Here is a 20,969-nt window from a genome sequence, read left to right as displayed (position 1 = left end):
CATAACAACAAACAATTTGATTGATGACAAGCCAAACTGCAATTTAGGCGCCGTAACGTCCACCCCCGGACACTTTGCGAGGACTTGAAATGAGCAGCGCCGCGCCGATCCTGCTGACCCCAGGCCCCCTGACCACCTCTGCCCGCACCCGCCAGGCAATGCTGGTGGACTGGGGTTCATGGGATGAGCGCTTCAATCAACTGACCGCCAGCGTCTGCTCGCAACTGCTGGCGATCCTCAACGGCGCCGCCACTCACCATTGCGTGCCGTTGCAAGGCAGCGGCACCTTCGCCGTCGAAGCGGCCATCGGCACCCTGGTGCCACGCAACGGCAAGGTGCTGGTGCTGATCAACGGCGCCTATGGCAAGCGCCTGGCGCAGATCTGCGAAGTGCTCGGCCGCGATTTCAGCACCTTTGAAACCGCCGAGGACGAACCCACTACCGCCGCCGACGTCGACCGCCTGCTGCACGCCGACCCGGCCATCACTCACGTCGCGTTGATCCATTGCGAAACCAGTACCGGCCTGCTCAACCCGCTGCCGCAGATCGCCCAGGTGGTCAAAGAGCATGGCAAGCGCCTGATCGTCGACGCGATGAGTTCCTTCGGCGCGCTGCCGATCGATGCCCGCGAAGTACCGTTCGACGCCCTCATCGCCGCCTCGGGCAAGTGCCTGGAAGGCGTGCCGGGCATGGGCTTTGTCTTCGCTGAAAAACACGCGCTGGGCGCCGCCCAAGGCAACTGCCACTCCCTGGCGCTGGACCTGTTCGAGCAGCACGAGTACATGGCCAGGACCGGCCAGTGGCGCTTCACCCCGCCGACCCATGTGGTCGCCGCGCTGCACGAAGCGCTGCTGCAATACCACGAAGACGGCGGCCTGCCCGCGCGCCAGCGACGCTATGCCAACAATTGCCAGGTGCTGCTGGACGGCATGGCCGAACTGGGCCTGCGCAGCTTCCTGCCGGCGGCGATCCAGGCACCGATCATCGTCACCTTCCACGCGCCGACAGACCCGCGCTACCAGTTCAAGGCGTTCTACGAACGGGTCAAGGCCAAGGGTTTCATTCTGTACCCCGGCAAATTGACCGAAGTGGACACCTTTCGCGTGGGCTGCATCGGCCACGTCGATGCGACCGAGATGCGCGCGGCGGTCGCGGCCATTGCGCAGGCGCTGCACGCGATGCAAGTGCTGGACATCTGATTGCCCTTTTTACCCCCAGGATCTGAACCATGAACTATCAACACCCTAATACCCTGCAGGCTGTCATCCTCGACTGGGCCGGCACCGTGGTCGACTTCGGTTCGTTCGCGCCGACGCAGATTTTTGTCGAAGCCTTCGCCGAGTTCGGCGTCCAGGTCTCCATCGAAGAAGCCCGTGGCCCGATGGGCATGGGCAAATGGGACCATATCCGCACCCTGTGCAACCAGCCGCAGGTCGCCGAGCGTTACCGCCAGGCGTTCGGCCGCACGCCCAGCGACGAGGACGTGAGCGCGATCTACCAGCGCTTCATGCCGCTGCAGATCGAAAAGATCGCCGAGCACTCGGCGCTGATCCCCGGCGCCCTCGACTGCATCGCCGCACTGCGTGCGCAAGGGCTCAAGATCGGCTCCTGCTCCGGCTATCCCAAGCAAGTGATGGACAAGGTCGTCGCGCTGGCCGCCACCAACGGCTACGTCGCCGACCATGTAGTCGCCACCGACGAAGTGCCCAACGGCCGCCCATGGCCGGCGCAGGCCCTGGCCAACGTGATCGCCCTGGGCGTTGACGATGTGGCGGCATGCGTCAAGGTCGACGACACCGTACCGGGCATTCTCGAAGGCCGTCGCGCCGGGATGTGGACCGTGGCGCTGACCTGTTCCGGCAACGCCCTGGGCCTGACCTACGCGCAGTTCCGCGCCCTGGACAGCGCCGGCCTGGCCCATGAGCGCACGCGTATCGAAGCGATGTTCGAAGGCTCGCGCCCGCACTACATGATCGACACCATCACCGACCTGCCAGCGGTGATCGCCGACATCAACCAGCGCCTGGCCCGCGGTGAAATGCCGCAAAGCCACTGATCGAGGTCAACTCAACGGCATTCGCGCCGGGCAAACCCTGCAAAACAGGCTTACAGTAAAAGGACTTCGTCGCCAAAGAACGGAGGTTTGCCCTGATGAGTGAGGAATCAAGCGATGCCGTGGAAAAATTCCGAGTCACGTTACAGCACCATGTCGGTTGCGTTGCACTGGTTGATGGTGGTGCTGCTGGCGGTGGTCTACGCCTGTATTGAGTTTCGCGGGATCTTCCCCAAAGGCAGTGGCGGGCGGGCGCTGATCGTGGAAATGCACTTCATGTTCGGCCTGACCGTGTTTGTGCTGGTCTGGCTGCGCCTGTTTGCCCGCTCGCTGGGGGTCGCGCCGAAAATCGTACCGGCACCGCCGCAATGGCAGAGCCTGCTGGCGACCCTGATGCACTTTGCACTGTATGCCTTCATGATCGGCATGCCGATCGCTGGCTGGCTGATCGTCAGCGCCCAAGGGCATTCCGTGATGTTCTATGGGATCGAGTTACCGCCCCTGATCGGCGAAAACAAGGACTTGTCCAAGCAGATCAAAGAGTGGCACGAGCTGGGCGGCTCCATCGGTTATTGGTTGATCGGCCTGCATGCCGTGGCAGGTCTGTACCACCACTACTTCATCCGCGATAACACCGTGTTGCGCATGCTGCCCAAGCGTTAGGCAGCCAACCCTCGGCGGCCTTGCAAGCCGCCGGTGTGGACGAAGATCAGACGCGTGCCGGGAGGGAAGCGCCCGGCTTCGACCTGTTGCTTCAACGCCAGCAGTGCCTTGCCGGTATAGAGCGGCTCCAGCGGCAGGCCGCAGGCCCGTTGCGTGGTCTCGATAAAGTCGAGCAACAACGGGTCGACCTTGGCGAAGCCGCCCCGGCTGGCGTCCAACAACGCAAAGCCGTCCTGCACGATAGCGCGCACGTTCTGCGCCACGCCGTGATCGTCCGGCACCGCCATTGCACCGTATACCGGATGTCTCCCCGCCTCGGCCAGCGCCAGCCCGGCCACAGTCGTGCCGGTGCCTGCCGCCAGCCACCATGCGTCGTAATCGTCCCACCCCACGTTGCTCAATTGCGCACGCGCCTGCTCGACCAATACACCGCAACCCAACGCCCCGGCGATGCCCCCGCCGCCTTCGGGCACCGGGTAGAGATGGGGATAGTGTTCGTGCCACGGCTGCCAGAAATCGGGTTCATGCCGCGCGCGGTAGCCGCCATAGCCCAGCCAATGCAACTGCATGCCGAAGGCTTTCAAATCGAGAACGGTGGGCGTGTCTTGGGGATGGCCGCGCAACAGGCCGACGGTGGGAAAATCAAAACGCTTGCCGGCCGCCGCCAGCGCATGCAGGTGGTTGGAGTACGCCCCGCCGAGACTGATGATCCCGCCGGCACCGGCCTGTTGCGCCAGGGCCAGGTGTTCGCTGAGCTTGAACCACTTGTTGCCGCTGATCAGCGGGTCGATGCGGTCCAGGCGCAGCACGGCCAATTCGACCCCGTTCAGCCAATCCAGCGGCAGCGGTTCCAGGGGCGCATGGGGGAGCCAGTCGAAAGGGCCCATCGGCGCAAGTCCGTATGAAAAAGGGGCAGTAGTCTAACACTGCCCCTTCTCGGCGTTTTACAACTCAGCCGCCAGGCGCGAGCCCTGGTTGATGGCGCGCTTGGCGTCGAGTTCGGCGGCGACGTCGGCACCGCCGATCAGGTGCACGTTCTGGCCCGCTGCGACCAGGCCGTCCTGCAATTCGCGCAACGGGTCCTGGCCGGCGCAGATCACAATGTTGTCCACCGCCAACAACTGCGGCTCGCCCTCGGCGCCGATGCGGATATGCAGGCCCGCGTCGTCGATCTTCAGGTACTCGACGCTGTTGAGCATCTGCACCTGCTTGTTCTTCAACCCGGTGCGGTGAATCCAGCCGGTGGTCTTGCCCAGCCCGTCGCCGACCTTGGAAGCCTTGCGCTGCAGCAGGAACACCTCGCGCGCCGGCGGGTGCGGTTGCGGCTTGATCCCGGCGACGCCGCCACGCGCTTGCAACTGCGTGTCGATGCCCCACTCTTTCCAGAACGCGTCGCGGTCCAGGCTGGTGGACACGCCCTGATGCACGAGGAATTCCGACACGTCGAAGCCGATACCGCCGGCACCGATCACCGCGACGCGCTTGCCCACGGGTTTGCGCTCGAGGATCACGTCGAGGTAGCTCAGCACCTTCGGGTTATCGATGCCCGCAATTGCCGGCGTGCGCGGGGCGATACCGGTGGCGAGGATGATCTCGTCGTACCCGCCTGCCGTCAGTTGCGCGACGTCGACGCGGGTGTTGAGGCACACCTCCACATGGGTGGTCTGCAATTTGCGGTTGAAATAACGCAGGGTCTCGAAAAACTCTTCCTTGCCCGGCACGCGCTTGGCGATGTTGAACTGGCCACCGATCTCGCTGGCCGAATCGAACAACGTCACCTGATGGCCGCGTTCGGCCGCCACCGTGGCAGCGGCCAGGCCCGCGGGACCGGCGCCGACCACGGCGATTTTCTTGATCTGTTTGACCGGCAGATAGTTGAGCTCGGTCTCGTAGCACGCGCGCGGGTTGACCAGGCAGGTGGTCAACTTGCCGCCGAAGGTGTGGTCGAGGCAGGCCTGGTTGCAACCGATGCAGGTGTTGATTTCATCGGCACGACCGGCCGCGGCCTTGTTGACGAACTCCGGGTCGGCGAGGAACGGCCGCGCCATCGAGACCATATCGGCATCGCCTGCGGCGAGGATCTGCTCGGCAATCTCCGGGGTGTTGATGCGGTTGGTGGTGATCAGCGGGATCTGCACCGCACCGCGCAATTTGGCGGTGACTTTACTGAACGCGCCCCGCGGCACCTTGGTGGCGATGGTCGGAATGCGCGCTTCGTGCCAACCGATCCCGGTGTTGATGATGCTCGCACCGGCCTGCTCGATGGCCTTGGCCAGTTGCACGATTTCTTCCCAACTGCTGCCGCCTTCCACCAGATCGAGCATCGACAGGCGGAAGATAATGATGAAGTTCGGGCCGACCGCTTCGCGCACCCGGCGCACGATCTCCACCGCCAGGCGCATGCGGTTTTCGTAGCTGCCGCCCCAACGGTCGGTGCGGTGATTGGTGTGGGCGGCGAGGAACTGGTTGATGAAGTAGCCTTCGGAACCCATGATTTCCACGCCGTCGTATTCGGCGGACTGCGCCAGCAGCGAGCAGGTGACGAAATCCTGGATCTGTTTCTCGATGCCCGCTTCGTCCAGTTCCTTGGGCTTGAACGGGTTGATCGGCGCCTGGATCGCGCTCGGTGCCACCTGCTTGGGGCTGTAGGCATAACGGCCGGCGTGGAGGATCTGCATGCAGATCTTGCCGCCGGCTTCGTGTACGGCGCGGGTCACGATCTTGTGCTTCTGCGCCTCTTCGTCGGTGGTCAGCTTGGCCGCGCCGGAATACACCCCACCTTCATCGTTCGGGCCAATGCCGCCGGTGACCATCAGGCCCACGCCGCCACGGGCGCGCTCGGCGAAGTAGGCCGCCATGCGTTCGAAACCGCCCGGTTTTTCTTCCAGCCCCGTGTGCATCGAGCCCATCAGGGTACGGTTGCGCAAGGTGGTAAAACCCAGGTCCAACGGGGCCAGCAGGTGCGGGTACGCAGCAGCGGTCATGGTCAAGCTCCACAACGGATCATCACGGGACGTGGCACGCTCTTACGGCTTGCCATCGGTTTATGTCCCACAGACTAAGAGGCGTTCGGCTAGCACTCAATGACCGAAACTGACAAGTTATTGATCCAAATGCACAGCGCCCCTTGGCAAGCCGAGCCGCGGGCCCTACCCTAGTCGCGAACCCTGCACTCGGTCTGTTGTCTGTTCCCCCATGCGTAAACTTCTCGCTTTTACCGTCACCCTGGCGCTGGTTGCCGCCGTCGCCGCCTATCTGGTCTGGACCCAGGAACGCCCCGTGGCGCATTACCTGTCCGACCTGCGCATCACCCTGGCCGTCAACGAAGGCCAGCCTGCCGATCGCGGCAACCTGCTGGGCATTCAGCCGGAACTGTTCCCCGGCGACTACCAGAGCCTGGAACGCCTGCACCTGAAGCTCGCGGCCTACCTGCAAACGGCGCGAAACCAGGGGCTGATCAATGAAAAAACCATCGTGGTGCTGCCGGAACATATCGGCACCTGGCTGATGCTCAGCGGCGAAAAAAACGAGCTGTATCAGGCGACCCACCTGAAAGATGCGATGAACTGGCTGTCGATCAGCAACCCGCTGCAGTTCATGCGCGCCTGGATCAGCGCCACCGGCGACAACCGCATGGACGACGCGTACTTGCGCATGAAAGCCCCGGCAATGGCGCGGGACTACCAAGTGCTGTTCGGCGGCCTGGCCAAGGAGTTTGGCGTGACCCTGGTGGCCGGTTCCATCGCGTTGCCCAACCCCAGCGTGAGCGAGGGGCAACTGCAGGTCGGGCATGGCGCGCTGTACAACGCCAGCCTGGTATTTGCGGCCGATGGCCTGCCCCTGGGCCAGCCGCAGCGTCAGCTCTACCCGATCTACGACGAGCGCGGCTTCATTGCGCCCGGGGATGAAAACACCGTCAGCGTGGTCGACACCCCGGCCGGACGCCTGGGCATCCTGATCGGCAGCGACAGCTGGTACCCGGACAACTACCGCAAGCTCAATGAGCAAGGTGCAAGGTTGATCGCCGTCCCCGCGTTTGTTATCGGCCGCGACACCTGGGGCCGCCCTTGGCGCGGCTTCAAAAGCGTGTCGACGCCCGCGGAAATCAGCCTCAAACCCGAAGAACTCAGCGAAGGCGAAGCCTGGCGGCGCCTGACCTTGATCAGCCAGCCGCCCATCAGCCAGGCCATCGCGGGCATGAGTGTGTTTCTGCGCGGGCAGTTCTGGGACCTGGGCAGCGCCGGCCAGAGCTTTCTCAGCAGCAACGGCCAGGTGTTCGCCGACGGCGACGCCCGTGGCGCGCGCTTGCTGAATATCTGGCTGTAACGCCGTGAAGCCGGTACGCCTGGGGGATCTGTCGGTGGGCTTCGTGCACACCCTGGCCGACGCCATCAGCAGCCACGGCCTGGACCCGCAACCGCTGTTGCTGCAATACGGCCTGGACCCGCTACGGCTCGCAGAAGCCGGCGCGCGCTTGTCGATCCCGCGTTACATGCGCTTGGGCCATGCCGCCATTCAACTGACCGGCGACCCGGGCCTCGGCCTGCGCATGGGCCAGTCGAGCCGCTTGAGCCAGGCCGGCCTGGCCGGCGTCACGGCCGCCCAGGCGCCCAACGTGCGCGAAGCGGCCCGCACCCTCACGCGCTTTGAAGCGCTGTACGGCTCCAACTATCGCGGGCAGTCGAGCTTTCATGAAGACGCCGAAGGCGCGTGGCTGCGTTTCTACTCCATCAGCCCGTACAACGCCTATAACCGCTTTGTGGTCGACTCGATCATCGCCGGCTGGCTGCACCAACTGTCGAGCCTGGCCCAGCAGCCGGTACAGGCGCAGCGCATCGAGATCGAATTCGAAGCACCGGACTACAGCGAACAATACAGCGTGCTGGGTGACAGCCCGGTCCACTTCGGCGCCGAGGCCAATCAACTGCGCCTGAGCCAGACAACCCTGGCGCTGCGCAACCCGGAGCATTGCCCGAGTACCTGGCAACTGCTGTTACAACTGTGTGAAAGGGAGTTGGAGCAGTTGACCCGCACCCGCAGCCTGCGCGAGCGCATTACCCGCCTGCTCGGGCCGATGCTCAATGGCGGCCGGGAACCCGACCTGGAAGAAGTGGCGGCGCGCTTGAAGCTGCCGACCTGGACCCTGCGCCGCAAACTGGCCGATGAAGGCACTCAGTTCCGGGCGATCCTCAACGATACCCGCCGCGACCTGGCCATGACCTATATCCGCGATACGGAACTGGCATTCGGCGAGATCGCCTACTTGCTCGGTTTTGCCTCGGCCCAGGCCTTTCAACGGGCGTTCAGGCGGTGGAACAACCAAACCCCAGGGGAATTTCGCCGCAGTCAGCGGCAATCCGCCTGAAGCCGGTCTTACAGCTCAGTAGCGTCGTCGGCAGGGTCCAAAGGGTCCCATTCAAAGGCCTGATACTCCAGCAGTTCTTCTTGGTAATCGTCCATGGTGAACTCCTTCTTGAGTTGAAAGCAGCCGCAGGTAAATGACCTGCACAGCCAGCCTAATGTGCCGTGATGACGGAAAAATGTCAGTGTCATGACGTTCCTACACCTTCAGAATAAACGTAGCAGCGTTGTGCGGATTTAGCACTGGGCCATCAAAAAACAATTGCAACCATTGCAATTGCAATTATAAGTCGATTTCCCTTAGGGTAAGCCTCCCTTGCCGAGGAGTCAGACCGATGATTGCCACCACCGCGCACGCCGCACAGCTTTGCTGTGATGCGTTGAACCAGGCCGGACATACACGAAGTTCGCCATTGCATACCGTCATGAGCATGGCCAACACCCTGGAAGCCAGCCGGCAGGCCTGGGTGATTCGCGGCCAGTCCCGTTCCCGGCGTGTGGGCAGTTGGCCCGTCTGGTTTGCGCGCAAAACTGCGGAAAAACCGTTGCTGTACCTGCACAGCGCGGTGTCGTCGGCACAACTGTGTGCCTTGTCGACCGAGACGGCGCAGCGCGGCATCCTGTGCAACGACATCGAAACCCAACCCTCGGCCTGGCCCAAGGGCGCACAGCCTTCTCTCCCGCTGTGGCTGGCGAGCAATCCGCATTGCACACCCTACGATCCTGCCACGGGTGAGGAAGTCCGGGCGATCGTGCTGGCGGGACTGCGCACCTTGTATATCGACGGCAAGCCCGGGTTTTACTACCTGGCGCTGCATGACGACGACAACGCAGTACCGTTGACCGAGCAGGACCGTGAAGATGCGCTCAAGGGTATGTATCCGCTCCAGCGCGATGCCCCAGGGGACGTGCGCTTGCTCGGCGCAGGTCGGGCGCTTGAAGAGGTCGTGCAGGCCAAACGCTTGTTGGCACAGGACTGGAATATCACCGCGCAGTTGTGGAGTTGCCCCAGCTACACGCGGCTGGCCCGAGAGGCCGCGGCGGCCGAACGCTGGAATCGCCTGCACCCCACCGCCCCCAGACGCAGCAGCCACTTGCGCGAGTGCCTGGCCGGGAATGCCGCGCCGGTGATTGCAGTGACCGGCTATGCACAGCCGATTGTCGACCCGTTGGCGGCTTACGTGGATGCGCGGTTCGTGGGGCTGGGCGCGGGCTCGGTGCAGGCATCGGCGCCCAGTCGCTATTGGATTGCGGTGTCTGCATTGAGCGCCCTGGCGAAGGACGGGCTTATCGCTGCACAGCAGGTCGAACGGGCGATGAAGCGCTACTCACTGCAATGAGCCGGAATGCGAACAACGGCGCAAGGGGCTTGCTCCCGATAGCGGCGGGTCAGTCGACAGCTGCCTGTTATCGGGACCACGCCATCTTCCACGTTGAATCGTCGTGTCTCAGGATTTGCGCCGGTTACGGACCTGCACACCGGCCTCCATCGCCAACCCGGCAGTACGTTCCAGGGCTTCGGCAAACCCCTGGCGCTGCTCCGGTGCGATCTGCGACAGGAACAGCTCATCCACCGTGCTTTCGTAGATGCCCCACATCTTTTTGCGCAACACCCGGCCGGCCTCGGTGATCGTGGCAAACGCGGCACGGCCGTCGCCGTCGGAGCGGGAGCGCACCACCAGGCCGTCTTTTTCCAGGCGGTCCACCAGGCGCGTCAGGTTGTAGCGCTCGATGGCCAGCACATCGGCCAATTCATGCATGCGCCGAGTACCTTCGGGGCCGCTTTCCAGGCCCCACAATGCGTCGTACCAGGCGTAGGGCGGCAGGTCGGCCGCGGCCAGGCGCCGCTCGATTTCACGGATGACCGTCCTGTGGGCCCTGACAAAACGGAACCAGACATCAGGCTCTTTCGACGACATGCAACACCATCCGGGGAATTTCAAGAAGGTTGCAATAGTAGCTCATCCCGCGCTAGATTCAGACATGTAGTTGCAATTGCAACTATATGTGCGCCGCTCCCACAAGGAGCACGCTGCTTGATATTCGCCGACCCTGGAGCCTCACATGACCCCGAATACCGCAGTAAGACTGGACGACGACCCACAGGAAACCCGCGAATGGCTGGAAGCCATCGAATCGGTGCTGTCCACCGAAGGCCGCCCGCGTGCCCACTACCTGATCGACCAGTTGCTGGATTTCGACGTGGCGCAACATGGTGACGTCTACGGGCGGGTAACCACGCCCTACATCAACACAATCCCGCTGGACCGCCAGTTGCCCTACCCTGGCAACCTGGCCCTCGAACGCCGCACCAGTGCGTTTATCCGCTGGAACGCCATGGCCATGGTGCTGCGCGCCGGTAAACACTCCGGCGTCGGTGGGCATATCGCCACCTACGCGTCGGCCGCCGTGCTGTATGACGTCGGCTTCGACCACTTTTTCCGTGGGCGCACCGACACCTTCGATGGCGATCTGGTCTACATCCAGGGCCACTCCTCCCCCGGCATCTACGGCCGCGCGTATCTCGAAGGCCGCATCAGCGAGGCCCAGCTCGACAACTTCCGCCGCGAAACGGGCGGTGCTGGCTTGTCGTCCTACCCGCACCCACGGCTGATGCCGGATTTTTGGCAATTCCCCACCGTGTCCATGGGGCTCGGACCGATCACCGCCGCCTACCAGGCGCGCTTTATGCGCTACCTGGAGTTGCGTGCGCTCAAGCAGCACCAGGGCCGCAAGGTCTGGGCGTTCCTCGGTGATGGCGAAATGGACCAGCCGGAATCCCTGGCCGCCATTTCCCTGGCCGGGCGTGAAAAACTCGACAACCTGATCTTCGTGGTCAACTGCAACCTACAGCGCCTGGACGGCCCAGTACGCGGCAATGCCAAGGTGATCCAGGAGTTCGAAAGCCTCTACCGCGCGGCCGGCTGGAATGTGATCAAGGTAATCTGGGGCGGCGGCTGGGATGCACTGCTGGAAAAAGACCAGAGCGGGCTGCTGCGCCAACGCATGATGGAGTGCGTGGACGGTGATTATCAGAACTACAAATCCCAGGACGGCGCCTACGTGCGCGAACATTTCTTCGGCAAATACCCGGCGTTGCTGGCATTGGTTGCGGACCTGTCAGACGAGGACATCTGGAAACTCTCACGCGGCGGTCATGACCCGGACAAGGTCTATAACGCCTATGCTGCCGCCATGAGTCATTCAGGCCAACCCACGGTGATCCTGGCGAAAACCGTCAAGGGCTTCGGCATGGGCGAAGCCGGCGAAGGCCAGAACATCAACCATCAGCTGAAAAAAATGGGCGCCGACGCCGTCAGAGCGTTCCGTGATCGCTTCGGCCTGGAAGTCCCCGACGAGCAGTTGGCTGAAATTCCTTACCTCAAGCCGGCTGCCGACAGCGAAGAGGCGCGCTACTTCGCCGCCCGGCGCCAGGCGTTGGGCGGCTACGTGCCGGCGCGCCACAGCGCCGTCGAGTCGCTGCAGATTCCTGAACTGAGCGCTTTCGCGACCCAGCTCAAAGACACCGGCGAGCGCGCCATCTCCACCACCATGGCCTTTGTGCGGATTCTCGGCACACTGCTCAAGGACCCGCACCTGGGCAAGCTGATCGTGCCCATCGTGCCGGACGAATCACGCACCTTCGGCATGGAAAGCCTGTTCCGTCAGATCGGCATTCACTCCGCCGTCGGCCAGCTCTACACCCCACAAGACGCCGGGCAACTGAGCTACTACAAAGAGAGCAAGGACGGACAGATCATGCAGGAAGGTCTGAATGAGTCCGGTGCGATTGCCTCCTGGATCGCGGCGAGTACGTCCTACAGCAACCATGCTCTGATGACCGTGCCCTTCTACATCTTCTACTCGATGTTCGGCTTCCAGCGCGTCGGCGACCTGGCCTGGGCGGCAGGCGATGCCCGGGCACGCGGCTTCCTGCTGGGTGCCACGGCCGGGCGCACCACCCTGATGGGCGAAGGCTTGCAACACGATGATGGGCATAGCCATATCCTGGCGTCGGTGATTCCGTGCTGTGTATCGTATGACCCGACTTTTGCCTACGAACTGGCGGTGATCATTCGCGAAGGCATGCGGCGCATGTATGTCGAGCAGGAGGACATTTACTACTACATCACCCTGCTCAACGAGAACTACCCGCACCCGGCAATGCCCGAAGGCGTGGAAGAAGGCATTCTCAAGGGTTTGTATCCGCTGAGCACACACCAGCAGGCACAGGTGCAATTGATGGGCAGCGGTTCGATCCTGCGGGAAGTGATCGCCGCGGCAGCGTTGCTCGACAAGGATTTCGCCGTACACAGCAGCGTATGGAGTGCGCCCAGCCTGACCGAGCTGCGCCGTGACGGGCATGAAGCCGAACGCTGGAACCTGTTGCACCCGGAACACGAGCCGCGCTTGAGTTACGTCGAGCAATGCTTGGCCGGGCATACGGGTCCGGTGCTGGTGGCCACTGACTACATGAAGCTGTTCGCCGACCAGATCCGCCCCTTTGTGCCGAACCGACGCTTTGTAGCGCTGGGCACGGACGGCTTCGGGCAGTCGGATACTCGGGAGGCCTTGCGCGAGTTCTTCGAGGTGGACCGGCATTTCATTGTGCTGGCGGCACTGAAGGCGCTGGCCGATGACGGGCTGATAGGTCGCGAGAAAATCAGTGAGGCGATCAGTCGCTACGGGATCAATGTCGACAAGACCAATCCCGTAGCGGTCTGACTCACTGCGCGGGCGTCGGCAGGGGCGGAATCGCCTCTGTCGGCGGCGGCAGGTCCGGCGTGGTTGGCGCAGGTGCCGGTGCCGGCGCAGGGCTCGGTTCTGCCTGCGGGACGATCGGCGCAGGCTCCGGTGCCGGTGTAACCGGCGTCGAGACGGCCGGCGCTACAGGTTCTTCCTTCGGCGCTGGCACCTTCTCCGCTGCCGGGGCAACTTTGGGTTCCGGCACCCCCAGTTCAGCCTTGGGCTGTTCGGGAATATGTTCGGTCTTCTTCACCTCTTGGGGCAGGAACACATCCACCAGTGCGAAGTAGCGCTCGTAGAACTTCGGTGCCGAGACGGTCTCACTCGCCACCTTCACCATCGAGTCGTCGGTGGAGCCGATCGGCATCGACACCGAGCCCAGCACACCCACACCCAGGCTGGCGGAGTTGTTGACCTTCTTCAGCGCATAACGATCCTGCAGGGCGTTGGCAAACATCGTCGAGTGGCTTTTACCTTTGCCATCATTGGCACACACCACATTGAAGCTGATCTGCATGTGAGTTTCGCCGGTCTGCTGGAAACTCTTGTTACCCACCACCAGCTTCGGATCGCTGCTGGTGATGATGTAGCCCTGGCTCAGCAAGGCACGGCGTGCGGCCTCGCACGCGGCGATGTCACTGACCGGGTAATTACGGGAGAACGTACCGGAGTCGTCGAAATTCTCGTGCTCGTAAATAGCGGTCTTGGGTGACGAGCAGCCCGTGGCGCCCGCCAACACCAGCGCCAACCCGAGGCTACGCAAGTGAAATGATGTCGACATTGAAAATCCTGAGGAAAACGGTCTGGGCGGTATTGTGCAACAGAACGAGGCCTTGGCGCGCGCATTCCTGTCGATAAAACGTCACAAGCCTACACAGCGGTGCCTGCAGGGAAAAGCCCGGCGCACATATGGTCAATAAACACGCGCAACTTGGCAGATGCATGACGACTTGACGGCCACAGTATCCAGAAACTGCCACGGTGTTCGAGATAATCATCCAACACTCGTAGCAAGCGCCCCTGCCCCACGGCCTCGTTGACCATGTAGTCGGGCAGACAGGCGATGCCCAATCCCTCGTGTACCACATGGTTGAGGGACTCAATGGTGGTACTGACCAGCGGTGTACGCAAGGTCGGCTCGGCGGCGCCCGGCAGGTGACGCAACGGCCAGTTTTCCAGTTTGCCGGTGGCGCAGAATTTGTGCCGCAGGCACGCGTGATCATTGAGATCCTGCGGTTGCTGCGGGGTGCCGTGTTGAGCGAAGTAGCCCGGCGTGCCCACAAGCACCAACTGGTAATAGCCCAGATGCCGCGCCATCAAGCGCGAATCTTCGGGCTTGCCTGTGCGAATCACCGCATCGAAACCTTCCTCGATCACGTCCACCATGCGGTCGGAAAAATCCACATCCAACTCGATATCCGGGTAGGCGCGCATAAAGTCGCTGAGCACCGGCATCAACAAGCCGCGTACCTGCGGCAGGCTGACGCGCAACTTGCCGCGCGGCGTGGCGCTGGCGTCCGTCAATTCCTGCTCGGCCGCCTCGACCTCGGCCAGAATGCGCCGCGAACGCTCAAGAAACAGCGAGCCTTCGCTGGTCAGGGTGATACTGCGCGTGCTGCGGTGAAACAGCCTGACGCCCAGGCGCTCTTCCATGCGCGCGATACTTTTGCCCACGGCCGACGACGATACCCCCAGCACGCGACCGGCGACGGTGAAGCTGCGCGTCTCCGCCACCTGCACAAATACCGACAGGCTGCTCAAGCTGTCCATGATCACGTCTCGACTGATTACGGACACCTACGTCCGCTAAGTTCGGAACCTTAGCCTGTTTTTCCGCACAGCACAGCCCCTTACTCTGCCGCCTTGCCCCTTTTATATGGATCAAGCGTCATGAGCGACAACCCTTCACTTACCCATTGCCCGGCGAACGCCGAGCCTGACGTGCTGCCGCTGGGAGGCTTGTTGGCCCTGGCTTGCGCGGGTTTTATCACCATCCTCACCGAAGCCATGCCTGCGGGGCTCTTGCCGCAGATGGGCGCAGGCCTGGGTGTGTCGCCCGCCCTGGTTGGCCAACTGGTCACGCTCTATGCACTCGGATCATTGCTCGCGGCCATCCCCTTGACGCTGCTGACGCGGGGTTGGCGCCGACGCCCCCTACTGCTGGTGGCCATTGCTGGCTTCGCCCTGGTCAACAGCGTGACGGCCGTATCCAGCCACTACGGGCTGACCCTGGTAGCGCGCTTTTTCGCCGGGGTATTCGCCGGGTTGCTCTGGGCCCTGTTGGCCGGTTACGCCAGTCGTATGGTCGCCCCTCACCTGCAAGGCCGGGCGATTGCCATCGCAATGCTTGGCGCACCGCTGGCCCTGACCCTGGGCGTGCCGGCCGGCACCCTGCTGGGTACCCTCGTTGGCTGGCGCTTGAGTTTTGCGATCATGACCGGGCTGACGTTGGCATTGCTGCTCTGGGCGCGCTGGCAACTCCCGGACTTTGCCGGCCAAGCAGCGCAACAACGCCTGGGGCTGCGCCAGGTGATGAGGTTGCGCGGTATTCGCCCGGTGCTTTGGGTGACCTTTACCTACGTGCTGGCGCACAACATTCTCTATACCTACATCGCCCCCCTGCTGGAGCCCGCCGGCATCCAGGCCGATATCGACCGGGTACTGCTGGTGTTTGGCCTGACGGCGTTGTTGAGCATCTGGCTGGTGGGCCTGCTGATCGATCGATGGCTGCGCCCGTTGGTGCTGTTCAGTTGCATGCTGTTTGGCCTGTCGGCGCTGGCGTTGGCGTTCTGGATCGACTCGCCGGCGATCATCTACATCGCCGTCGCGGCCTGGGGGCTGGCATTCGGTGGCCTACCGGCCTTGCTGCAAACCGCCCTGGCCAAGTCGGCGGGCGAGTCGGCGGACGCCGCGCAGTCGATGCTGGTGACGGTATGGAACCTGGGCATTGCCGGTGGCGGTCTGGCGGGCGGGTTGTTGTTGCAGAGCTGGGGCGTGCTCGCGTTTCCCTGGGCGGTAGTGGCGTTGATGTTGCTGGCCCTTTGCAAACGCCCATGAAAAAGCCCCCGGTCTTTTCAGGCCGGGGGCTTTTTATTCAAACCGAGATCAGTACTTCTTGATCTCAGCCTTGGTTTCCAACTGCTTGCGGTACGCCGCGAAATCCTGCTGCCCAACACGGGAAGCGAGGAAACGGCGGTATTGCGCCTTCTCATCGTCCGATGGAGCCGCCGCTTCGGTGACGCCGTTCAAGCGCACGATCACCAGGCTGCCATCAGCGAGGGTCACGGTGGTGAAGGTCGGCTTGTCCTTGGACGCAGGCTTGGGCATGCGGAACAAGGCTTGCAGCACCACCGGGTCGATCGTTTCCTGGCTACGGGTAGCCGCTTCGGTGACTTTCCAGGCCTGGCCATCAACGGGCTGGTTCAGCGGGGTCTTGCCATCACGCAGGCTGGCGATCAACTCGTCAGCGTGAGTCTTGGCGGCCGCGCTGGCGCGTTCCTTGGTCATCTGGGTGCGGATCGCCGCTGCCACGCTTTCCAGCGGCAGTTGCGTAGGCTTCAGATGCTCTTTGGCCCGCAGCACGATGATGGTTTCCGGGTCGAGCTCGATGGCGGTGCTGTTGGCACCCTCATCCAACACTTCCGGGCTGAACGCGGCAGTGACCACGGCACGGTTGGCCGCGACACCCTCACCGCCTTCGCGACCAAACGGCGCAGAGGTGTGAACGGTCAGCTTCAGATCGGAGGCCGGCTGAGCCAGGTCGGAGGCTTCGAACGCCGCATCTTCCAATTGCTTGGTCGCTTCGACAAAACGCTGTTCAACCTGTTGGTTCTTGAGCTCGTGAGTCAGCTTGTCTTTCAGGCTGGCGAACGATGGCACTTCTGGCGCTTCAACGCCCAACAGCTTGATCAGGTGCCAACCGAAGGTGCTGCGCACCGGTGCCGAGACCTGGTCCTTATTCAAGGCGTACAGGGCAGCTTCGAAGTCCGGATCGTAGACGCCAGGACCGGCAAAGCCGAGGTCACCGCCATTGCTGGCCGAACCCGGGTCCTGGGAGAACTCCTTGGCCAGGGCTTCGAACTGCTCACCCTTGGCCAGGCGCGCCTGGATTTCCTCGATCTTGGCCTTGGCTTGGGCGTCGGTGACCTTGTCGTTGACTTCAATCAGGATGTGCGCCGCACGACGCTGCTCAGCGAGGTTGGCGGTTTCTTTCTCATACGCTGCCTGCAGTTCATCGTCTTTGACGGTGACCTGGTCGAAGAAAGACGACTTCTTCAACTCCAGATAGTCGATGACCACCTGGTCCGGGGTCATGAACTCTTTGGCGTGCTGGTCGTAGTAAGCCTTGACCTCGTCGTCGGTGAGTTTCACCGCCGCAGGGTTGGCCTTGATATTGACGGTGGCGAAATCGCGGGTCTGTTTTTCCAGGCGGGCGAATGCCAGCACCTGCGCATCAGTCACGAAGGCGCTACCGAGGATGCCCAAGCGAGTCTGCTCGATCAGCATTTGCTGGGTCATCATCTGACGGAACTGCAGACGGCTGTAGCCCAGTTGACGGATCACCTGGTCAAAACGCTCGGCGTTGAACTTGCCGTCCACCTGGAACTCCGGCGTCTGCAGGATCACTTGGTCCAGCGCGGCGTCAGAGAAGGCAAACTTGGAATCAGCGGCACCTTGCAGTACCAGCTTGCGATCGATCAGGCTCTTGAGCGCCGCGTCGCGCAGCAGTTTTTCGTCCAGCAGGGAAGCATCGAAATCCTTGCCCATCTGTTGCATCAGTTGGCGACGTTGCATGTCGACAGCCTGGCTCAGTTCGGTCTGGGTGATTGCTTCACCGTTGACCTTGGCCACGTCCTGCTTGGTGTTGGTCGAAGCCTGAAAAATAGCCTCGATACCGGTGAACGCCATCAATGCGACGATGATCCCGATAATGGTCTTGGCAATCCAGCCTTGTGAATTGTCCCTGATATTTTGCAGCATGCGTCCCCCAGAAACGGTTGAACTTCAAAAATTGGCAACCGTGGAGCGTGGGTAGAGTCCGGATAGAAGAAAGGCGCATCCGAGGATGCGCCTTCTCTCGTAACTGGCGGAGCGGACGGGGGTTAGAACCCACACCCCCGGCGTGGTGACCCGATGGATACGTGGGTCAGCTGCCGCTCCGCTGCCAGGCCAGACCTGCGTCGGACCCGGGTAGGTAAAGGCTTGATCGAGGCTTAGTTAACGGCTTCTTTCAGGGCTTTACCGGCTTTGAAACCTGGTTTCTTGGCAGCAGCGATTTGCAGTGCTTTGCCAGTCTGTGGGTTACGGCCAGTGCGAGCTGGGCGGTCAGTCACAGAAAAAGTACCGAAGCCTACCAGTACCACCGAATCGCCGGCCTTCAGAGCGCCAGTGACGGATTCGATTACTGCGTCCAGCGCACGGCCAGCAGCAGCTTTCGGGATATCAGCGGATGCGGCGATAGCATCAATCAGTTCCGACTTGTTCACTCTAAGTCCCCTTATATATCTATTGAGTATGATTCTAAGTTTTTTGGTGAAAGCAAAAACCAGTGCTGAATGGCCTACAGACACTTAAGAGCCGCTTTATAACAAGGGCTCTAAAAAGCTGTCAAGGAAGCCCCCAGGCTTTAACGCATTAATGCGTGCTAATTCTTTCCTTGGAATCAGACTCGCGCTTTTCGTCCTTCGCGACTATCTCCGGAGCCACATCCGGCAAGGGCTCCGGCGCGTATTGCAGCGCAATTTGCAGGACCTCGTCAATCCATTTAACCGGTTTAATCTGAAGATCTTGCTTGATATTGTCAGGAATTTCCTTCAAGTCGCGGACATTCTCTTCAGGAATGATCACGGTCTTGATTCCACCCCGGTGTGCGGCGAGCAATTTTTCTTTCAGACCACCGATGGCCAATACCTGGCCACGCAGGGTGATTTCCCCGGTCATGGCCACATCGGCGCGTACCGGAATGCCGGTCAGGGCCGATACCAGGGCCGTACACATGCCTACGCCAGCGCTAGGGCCGTCTTTCGGGGTCGCCCCCTCCGGCATGTGGATATGGACGTCGTGCTTCTCATGGAAGTCCAGGGGAATCCCCAGGCTCCGGGCGCGGCTGCGCACGACGGTCTGCGCGGCGGTGATGGATTCGACCATCACGTCACCCAGGGAACCGGTCTTGATCAATTGGCCCTTGCCCGGGATCACCGCGGCTTCGATGGTCAGCAATTCGCCACCCACCTGGGTCCACGCCAGGCCAGTCACCTGCCCTACCTGATCCTGCTGTTCCGCCAGCCCGTAGCTGAATTTACGCACGCCCAGATAGTGCTCCAGCACATCGGCGGTAATCTTCACCGAGAAGCGTTTTTCCAGCGCATGCTCCTTGACCGCCTTGCGGCAAATCTTCGCAATCTGGCGCTCAAGCCCCCGTACACCGGCCTCGCGGGTGTAGTAACGCACCATATCGCGGATCGACTCGACCTCGAATTCGATCTCGCCTTTTTTCAGGCCATTGGCCGAAATCTGCTTGGGCGCGAGGTATTTGACGGCGATGTTGATCTTCTCGTCTTCGGTGTAACCCGGCAGACGAATCACCTCCATCCGGTCCAGCAACGCTGGCGGAATGTTCATGGAGTTGGAGGTACACAGGAACATCACGTCGGACAGGTCGTAGTCGACTTCCAGGTAATGGTCGTTGAAATTGTGGTTCTGCTCGGGATCGAGCACTTCGAGCAAGGCCGATGCCGGATCGCCACGCATGTCGCTGCCCATTTTGTCGATTTCATCGAGCAGGAACAGCGGGTTGCGCACGCCGACCTTTGTCATCTTTTGAATCAATCTTCCTGGCATCGAACCGATATATGTGCGGCGATGACCACGGATTTCCGCCTCATCACGCACGCCGCCAAGGGCCATTCGCACGAATTTACGGTTGGTGGCATTGGCAATCGACTCGGCCAGGGAGGTTTTACCCACACCCGGCGGACCGACCAGGCACAACACCGGGCCACGAATTTTCTTCACGCGCTTTTGCACGGCAAGGTATTCGAGAATGCGTTCTTTGACTTCTTCGAGGCCGTAATGGTCGGCATCGAGGATATCTTCGGCGCGAGCCAGGTCCAGGCGCACCTTGGTCTGAGCCTTCCACGGCACCTGCACCAACCAATCGATGTAGGAACGAACCACGGTGGCTTCGGCCGACATCGGCGACATTTGCTTGAGCTTGTTCAGCTCGGCGTTGGCCTTGGTCAGGGCGTCTTTCGGCAGGCCGGCGGCATCGATGCGCTTTTTCAGCTCTTCGATTTCGTTGTGGCCTTCCTCGCTGTCGCCGAGTTCTTTCTGAATGGCCTTCATCTGCTCATTCAGGTAGTACTCGCGCTGGCTGCGCTCCATTTGTTTCTTCACGCGACCACGAATGCGCTTTTCAACCTGCAGCAGGTCGATTTCGGCATCGAGCAGCGCCAGGACGTGTTCGACACGGGCCGGCAGGTCGATGATTTCGAGGATGTCTTGCTTCTGCTCGATTTTCAGCGCCATGTGCGCGGCCATGGTGTCGACCAGGCGGCTAGGCTCATCAATGCTGTTGAGGGAAGACAGGACTTCAGCCGGGACTTTCTTGCCCAACTGCACATACTGCTCGAATTGCGAGAGCAGGCTGCGTACAAATACTTCGGACTCGCGCTCCGGGGCCTCGACTTCGTCGATCAGTGCCACTTCGGCGCGCAGGTGGCCGTCCACCTCCATGAAGCGCTCGACCGCACCGCGCTGCTCACCTTCCACCAACACCTTGACAGTGCCGTCGGGCAGCTTGAGCAATTGCAGGACAGTCGCAACGGTACCGACGCGATACAGGGCGTCTTCGCCTGGATCATCATCAGCAGGATTTCTCTGGGCCAACAGCAGGATCTGCTTGTCGCCCGTCATCGCGGCCTCGAGGGCTTCGATAGACTTCTCGCGCCCCACGAACAGCGGGATAACCATGTGCGGATAGACGACGACATCACGCAACGGCAGGAGAGGCAATTCGATGGTTGTCTTCATGATTTCGCCTCTATGACAGTTGAAAAGTAAGCATGAAACCAAGATGGGGGCTGCCGGCAAAAAAAACAAGCTCAATGCCAGCAGTTAAATGCAGGAAAAACACGCCCTTAAAACA

Annotated in this window: 17 protein-coding genes; 8 read left to right on the top strand and 9 right to left on the bottom strand. The window is 61.7% G+C overall.

Annotation, left to right across the window (positions count from 1 at the left end):
• Window positions 1-89: 89 nt before the first annotated feature.
• From AC07W0_RS07110 to AC07W0_RS07100, 3 genes are all read left to right on the top strand, one after another.
• A complete protein-coding gene (locus tag AC07W0_RS07110) occupies window positions 90-1,199 on the top strand; it encodes a 2-aminoethylphosphonate--pyruvate transaminase (protein ID WP_102617258.1) in 1,110 nt (369 codons plus the stop codon).
• A gap of 29 nt (window positions 1,200-1,228) precedes the next feature.
• Complete coding sequence (gene phnX / locus AC07W0_RS07105) at window positions 1,229-2,056, top strand: phosphonoacetaldehyde hydrolase (protein WP_102617259.1); 828 nt, start codon at window positions 1,229-1,231, stop codon at window positions 2,054-2,056.
• Between the two features lie 114 nt (window positions 2,057-2,170).
• On the top strand, window positions 2,171-2,716 hold the full coding sequence (locus AC07W0_RS07100; RefSeq protein WP_046485421.1) for a cytochrome b: 546 nt from the start codon (window positions 2,171-2,173) through the stop codon (window positions 2,714-2,716).
• Here AC07W0_RS07100 and AC07W0_RS07095 read toward each other — a convergent pair.
• Both AC07W0_RS07095 and AC07W0_RS07090 read right to left on the bottom strand, forming a co-directional pair.
• Window positions 2,713-3,603 (bottom strand): 1-aminocyclopropane-1-carboxylate deaminase/D-cysteine desulfhydrase, encoded by an 891-nt coding sequence (locus AC07W0_RS07095; RefSeq protein ID WP_102617260.1) that lies wholly within the window; start codon window positions 3,601-3,603, stop codon window positions 2,713-2,715. The genes AC07W0_RS07100 and AC07W0_RS07095 overlap by 4 nt on opposite strands.
• Before the next feature lie 57 nt (window positions 3,604-3,660).
• On the bottom strand, window positions 3,661-5,700 hold the full coding sequence (locus AC07W0_RS07090) for an NADPH-dependent 2,4-dienoyl-CoA reductase (protein ID WP_017848135.1): 2,040 nt from the start codon (window positions 5,698-5,700) through the stop codon (window positions 3,661-3,663).
• A gap of 211 nt (window positions 5,701-5,911) precedes the next feature.
• On the opposite strand from AC07W0_RS07090, the gene AC07W0_RS07085 reads away from it, so the two are divergent.
• Both AC07W0_RS07085 and AC07W0_RS07080 read left to right on the top strand, forming a co-directional pair.
• Window positions 5,912-7,042 carry a carbon-nitrogen hydrolase family protein gene (locus AC07W0_RS07085; protein ID WP_102617261.1) on the top strand — a complete coding sequence of 377 codons (1,131 nt, stop codon included), beginning with the start codon at window positions 5,912-5,914 and terminating at the stop codon, window positions 7,040-7,042.
• A gap of 4 nt (window positions 7,043-7,046) precedes the next feature.
• Entirely contained in the window at window positions 7,047-8,081 is a 1,035-nt protein-coding gene (locus AC07W0_RS07080) for an AraC family transcriptional regulator (protein WP_046485428.1), read from the top strand.
• Window positions 8,082-8,089: 8 nt separating this feature from the next.
• On the opposite strand, the gene AC07W0_RS07075 is transcribed toward AC07W0_RS07080, so the two are convergent.
• Window positions 8,090-8,269, bottom strand: coding sequence for a hypothetical protein (locus AC07W0_RS07075; RefSeq protein WP_146013163.1), 180 nt, complete (start codon window positions 8,267-8,269; stop codon window positions 8,090-8,092).
• Between the two features lie 143 nt (window positions 8,270-8,412).
• On the opposite strand from AC07W0_RS07075, the gene AC07W0_RS07070 reads away from it, so the two are divergent.
• A complete protein-coding gene (locus AC07W0_RS07070; RefSeq protein WP_102617262.1) occupies window positions 8,413-9,417 on the top strand; it encodes a transketolase-like TK C-terminal-containing protein in 1,005 nt (334 codons plus the stop codon).
• Window positions 9,418-9,525: 108 nt separating this feature from the next.
• Here AC07W0_RS07070 and AC07W0_RS07065 read toward each other — a convergent pair whose 3' ends face one another.
• A complete protein-coding gene (locus tag AC07W0_RS07065) occupies window positions 9,526-9,996 on the bottom strand; it encodes a MarR family winged helix-turn-helix transcriptional regulator (protein WP_017848139.1) in 471 nt (156 codons plus the stop codon).
• Between the two features lie 145 nt (window positions 9,997-10,141).
• Here AC07W0_RS07065 and aceE point away from each other — a divergent pair, with 145 nt between their 5' ends.
• Window positions 10,142-12,802 carry a pyruvate dehydrogenase (acetyl-transferring), homodimeric type gene (gene aceE, locus AC07W0_RS07060; RefSeq protein ID WP_102617263.1) on the top strand — a complete coding sequence of 887 codons (2,661 nt, stop codon included), beginning with the start codon at window positions 10,142-10,144 and terminating at the stop codon, window positions 12,800-12,802.
• 1 nt (window position 12,803) lies between these two features.
• On the opposite strand, the gene AC07W0_RS07055 is transcribed toward aceE, so the two are convergent.
• Window positions 12,804-13,604: a DUF2242 domain-containing protein gene (locus tag AC07W0_RS07055; protein WP_102617264.1), complete on the bottom strand. Its 801-nt coding sequence runs from the start codon at window positions 13,602-13,604 to the stop codon at window positions 12,804-12,806.
• Between the two features lie 89 nt (window positions 13,605-13,693).
• Window positions 13,694-14,593 (bottom strand): LysR family transcriptional regulator, encoded by a 900-nt coding sequence (locus AC07W0_RS07050; RefSeq protein WP_046382850.1) that lies wholly within the window; start codon window positions 14,591-14,593, stop codon window positions 13,694-13,696.
• A gap of 120 nt (window positions 14,594-14,713) precedes the next feature.
• Here AC07W0_RS07050 and AC07W0_RS07045 point away from each other — a divergent pair, with 120 nt between their 5' ends.
• A complete protein-coding gene (locus tag AC07W0_RS07045; protein ID WP_102617265.1) occupies window positions 14,714-15,880 on the top strand; it encodes an MFS transporter in 1,167 nt (388 codons plus the stop codon).
• Window positions 15,881-15,928: 48 nt separating this feature from the next.
• On the opposite strand, the gene AC07W0_RS07040 is transcribed toward AC07W0_RS07045, so the two are convergent.
• The 3 genes from AC07W0_RS07040 to lon all read right to left on the bottom strand — a co-directional run bounded on the left by AC07W0_RS07040 (window position 15,929) and on the right by lon (window position 20,854).
• Window positions 15,929-17,803, bottom strand: a complete 1,875-nt coding sequence (locus AC07W0_RS07040; protein WP_057004465.1) for a SurA N-terminal domain-containing protein — start codon at window positions 17,801-17,803, stop codon at window positions 15,929-15,931.
• Between the two features lie 233 nt (window positions 17,804-18,036).
• On the bottom strand, window positions 18,037-18,324 hold the full coding sequence (locus AC07W0_RS07035; protein WP_221034285.1) for an HU family DNA-binding protein: 288 nt from the start codon (window positions 18,322-18,324) through the stop codon (window positions 18,037-18,039).
• Between the two features lie 133 nt (window positions 18,325-18,457).
• Window positions 18,458-20,854: an endopeptidase La gene (gene lon, locus AC07W0_RS07030; protein WP_017848145.1), complete on the bottom strand. Its 2,397-nt coding sequence runs from the start codon at window positions 20,852-20,854 to the stop codon at window positions 18,458-18,460.
• Window positions 20,855-20,969: the final 115 nt, after the last annotated feature.

It is taken from the genome of Pseudomonas sp. GW704-F2, from assembly GCF_059423025.1.
The sequence above is the reverse complement of the archived record's forward strand: the minus strand, read 5'-3'. Positions and strand labels throughout refer to the sequence as shown.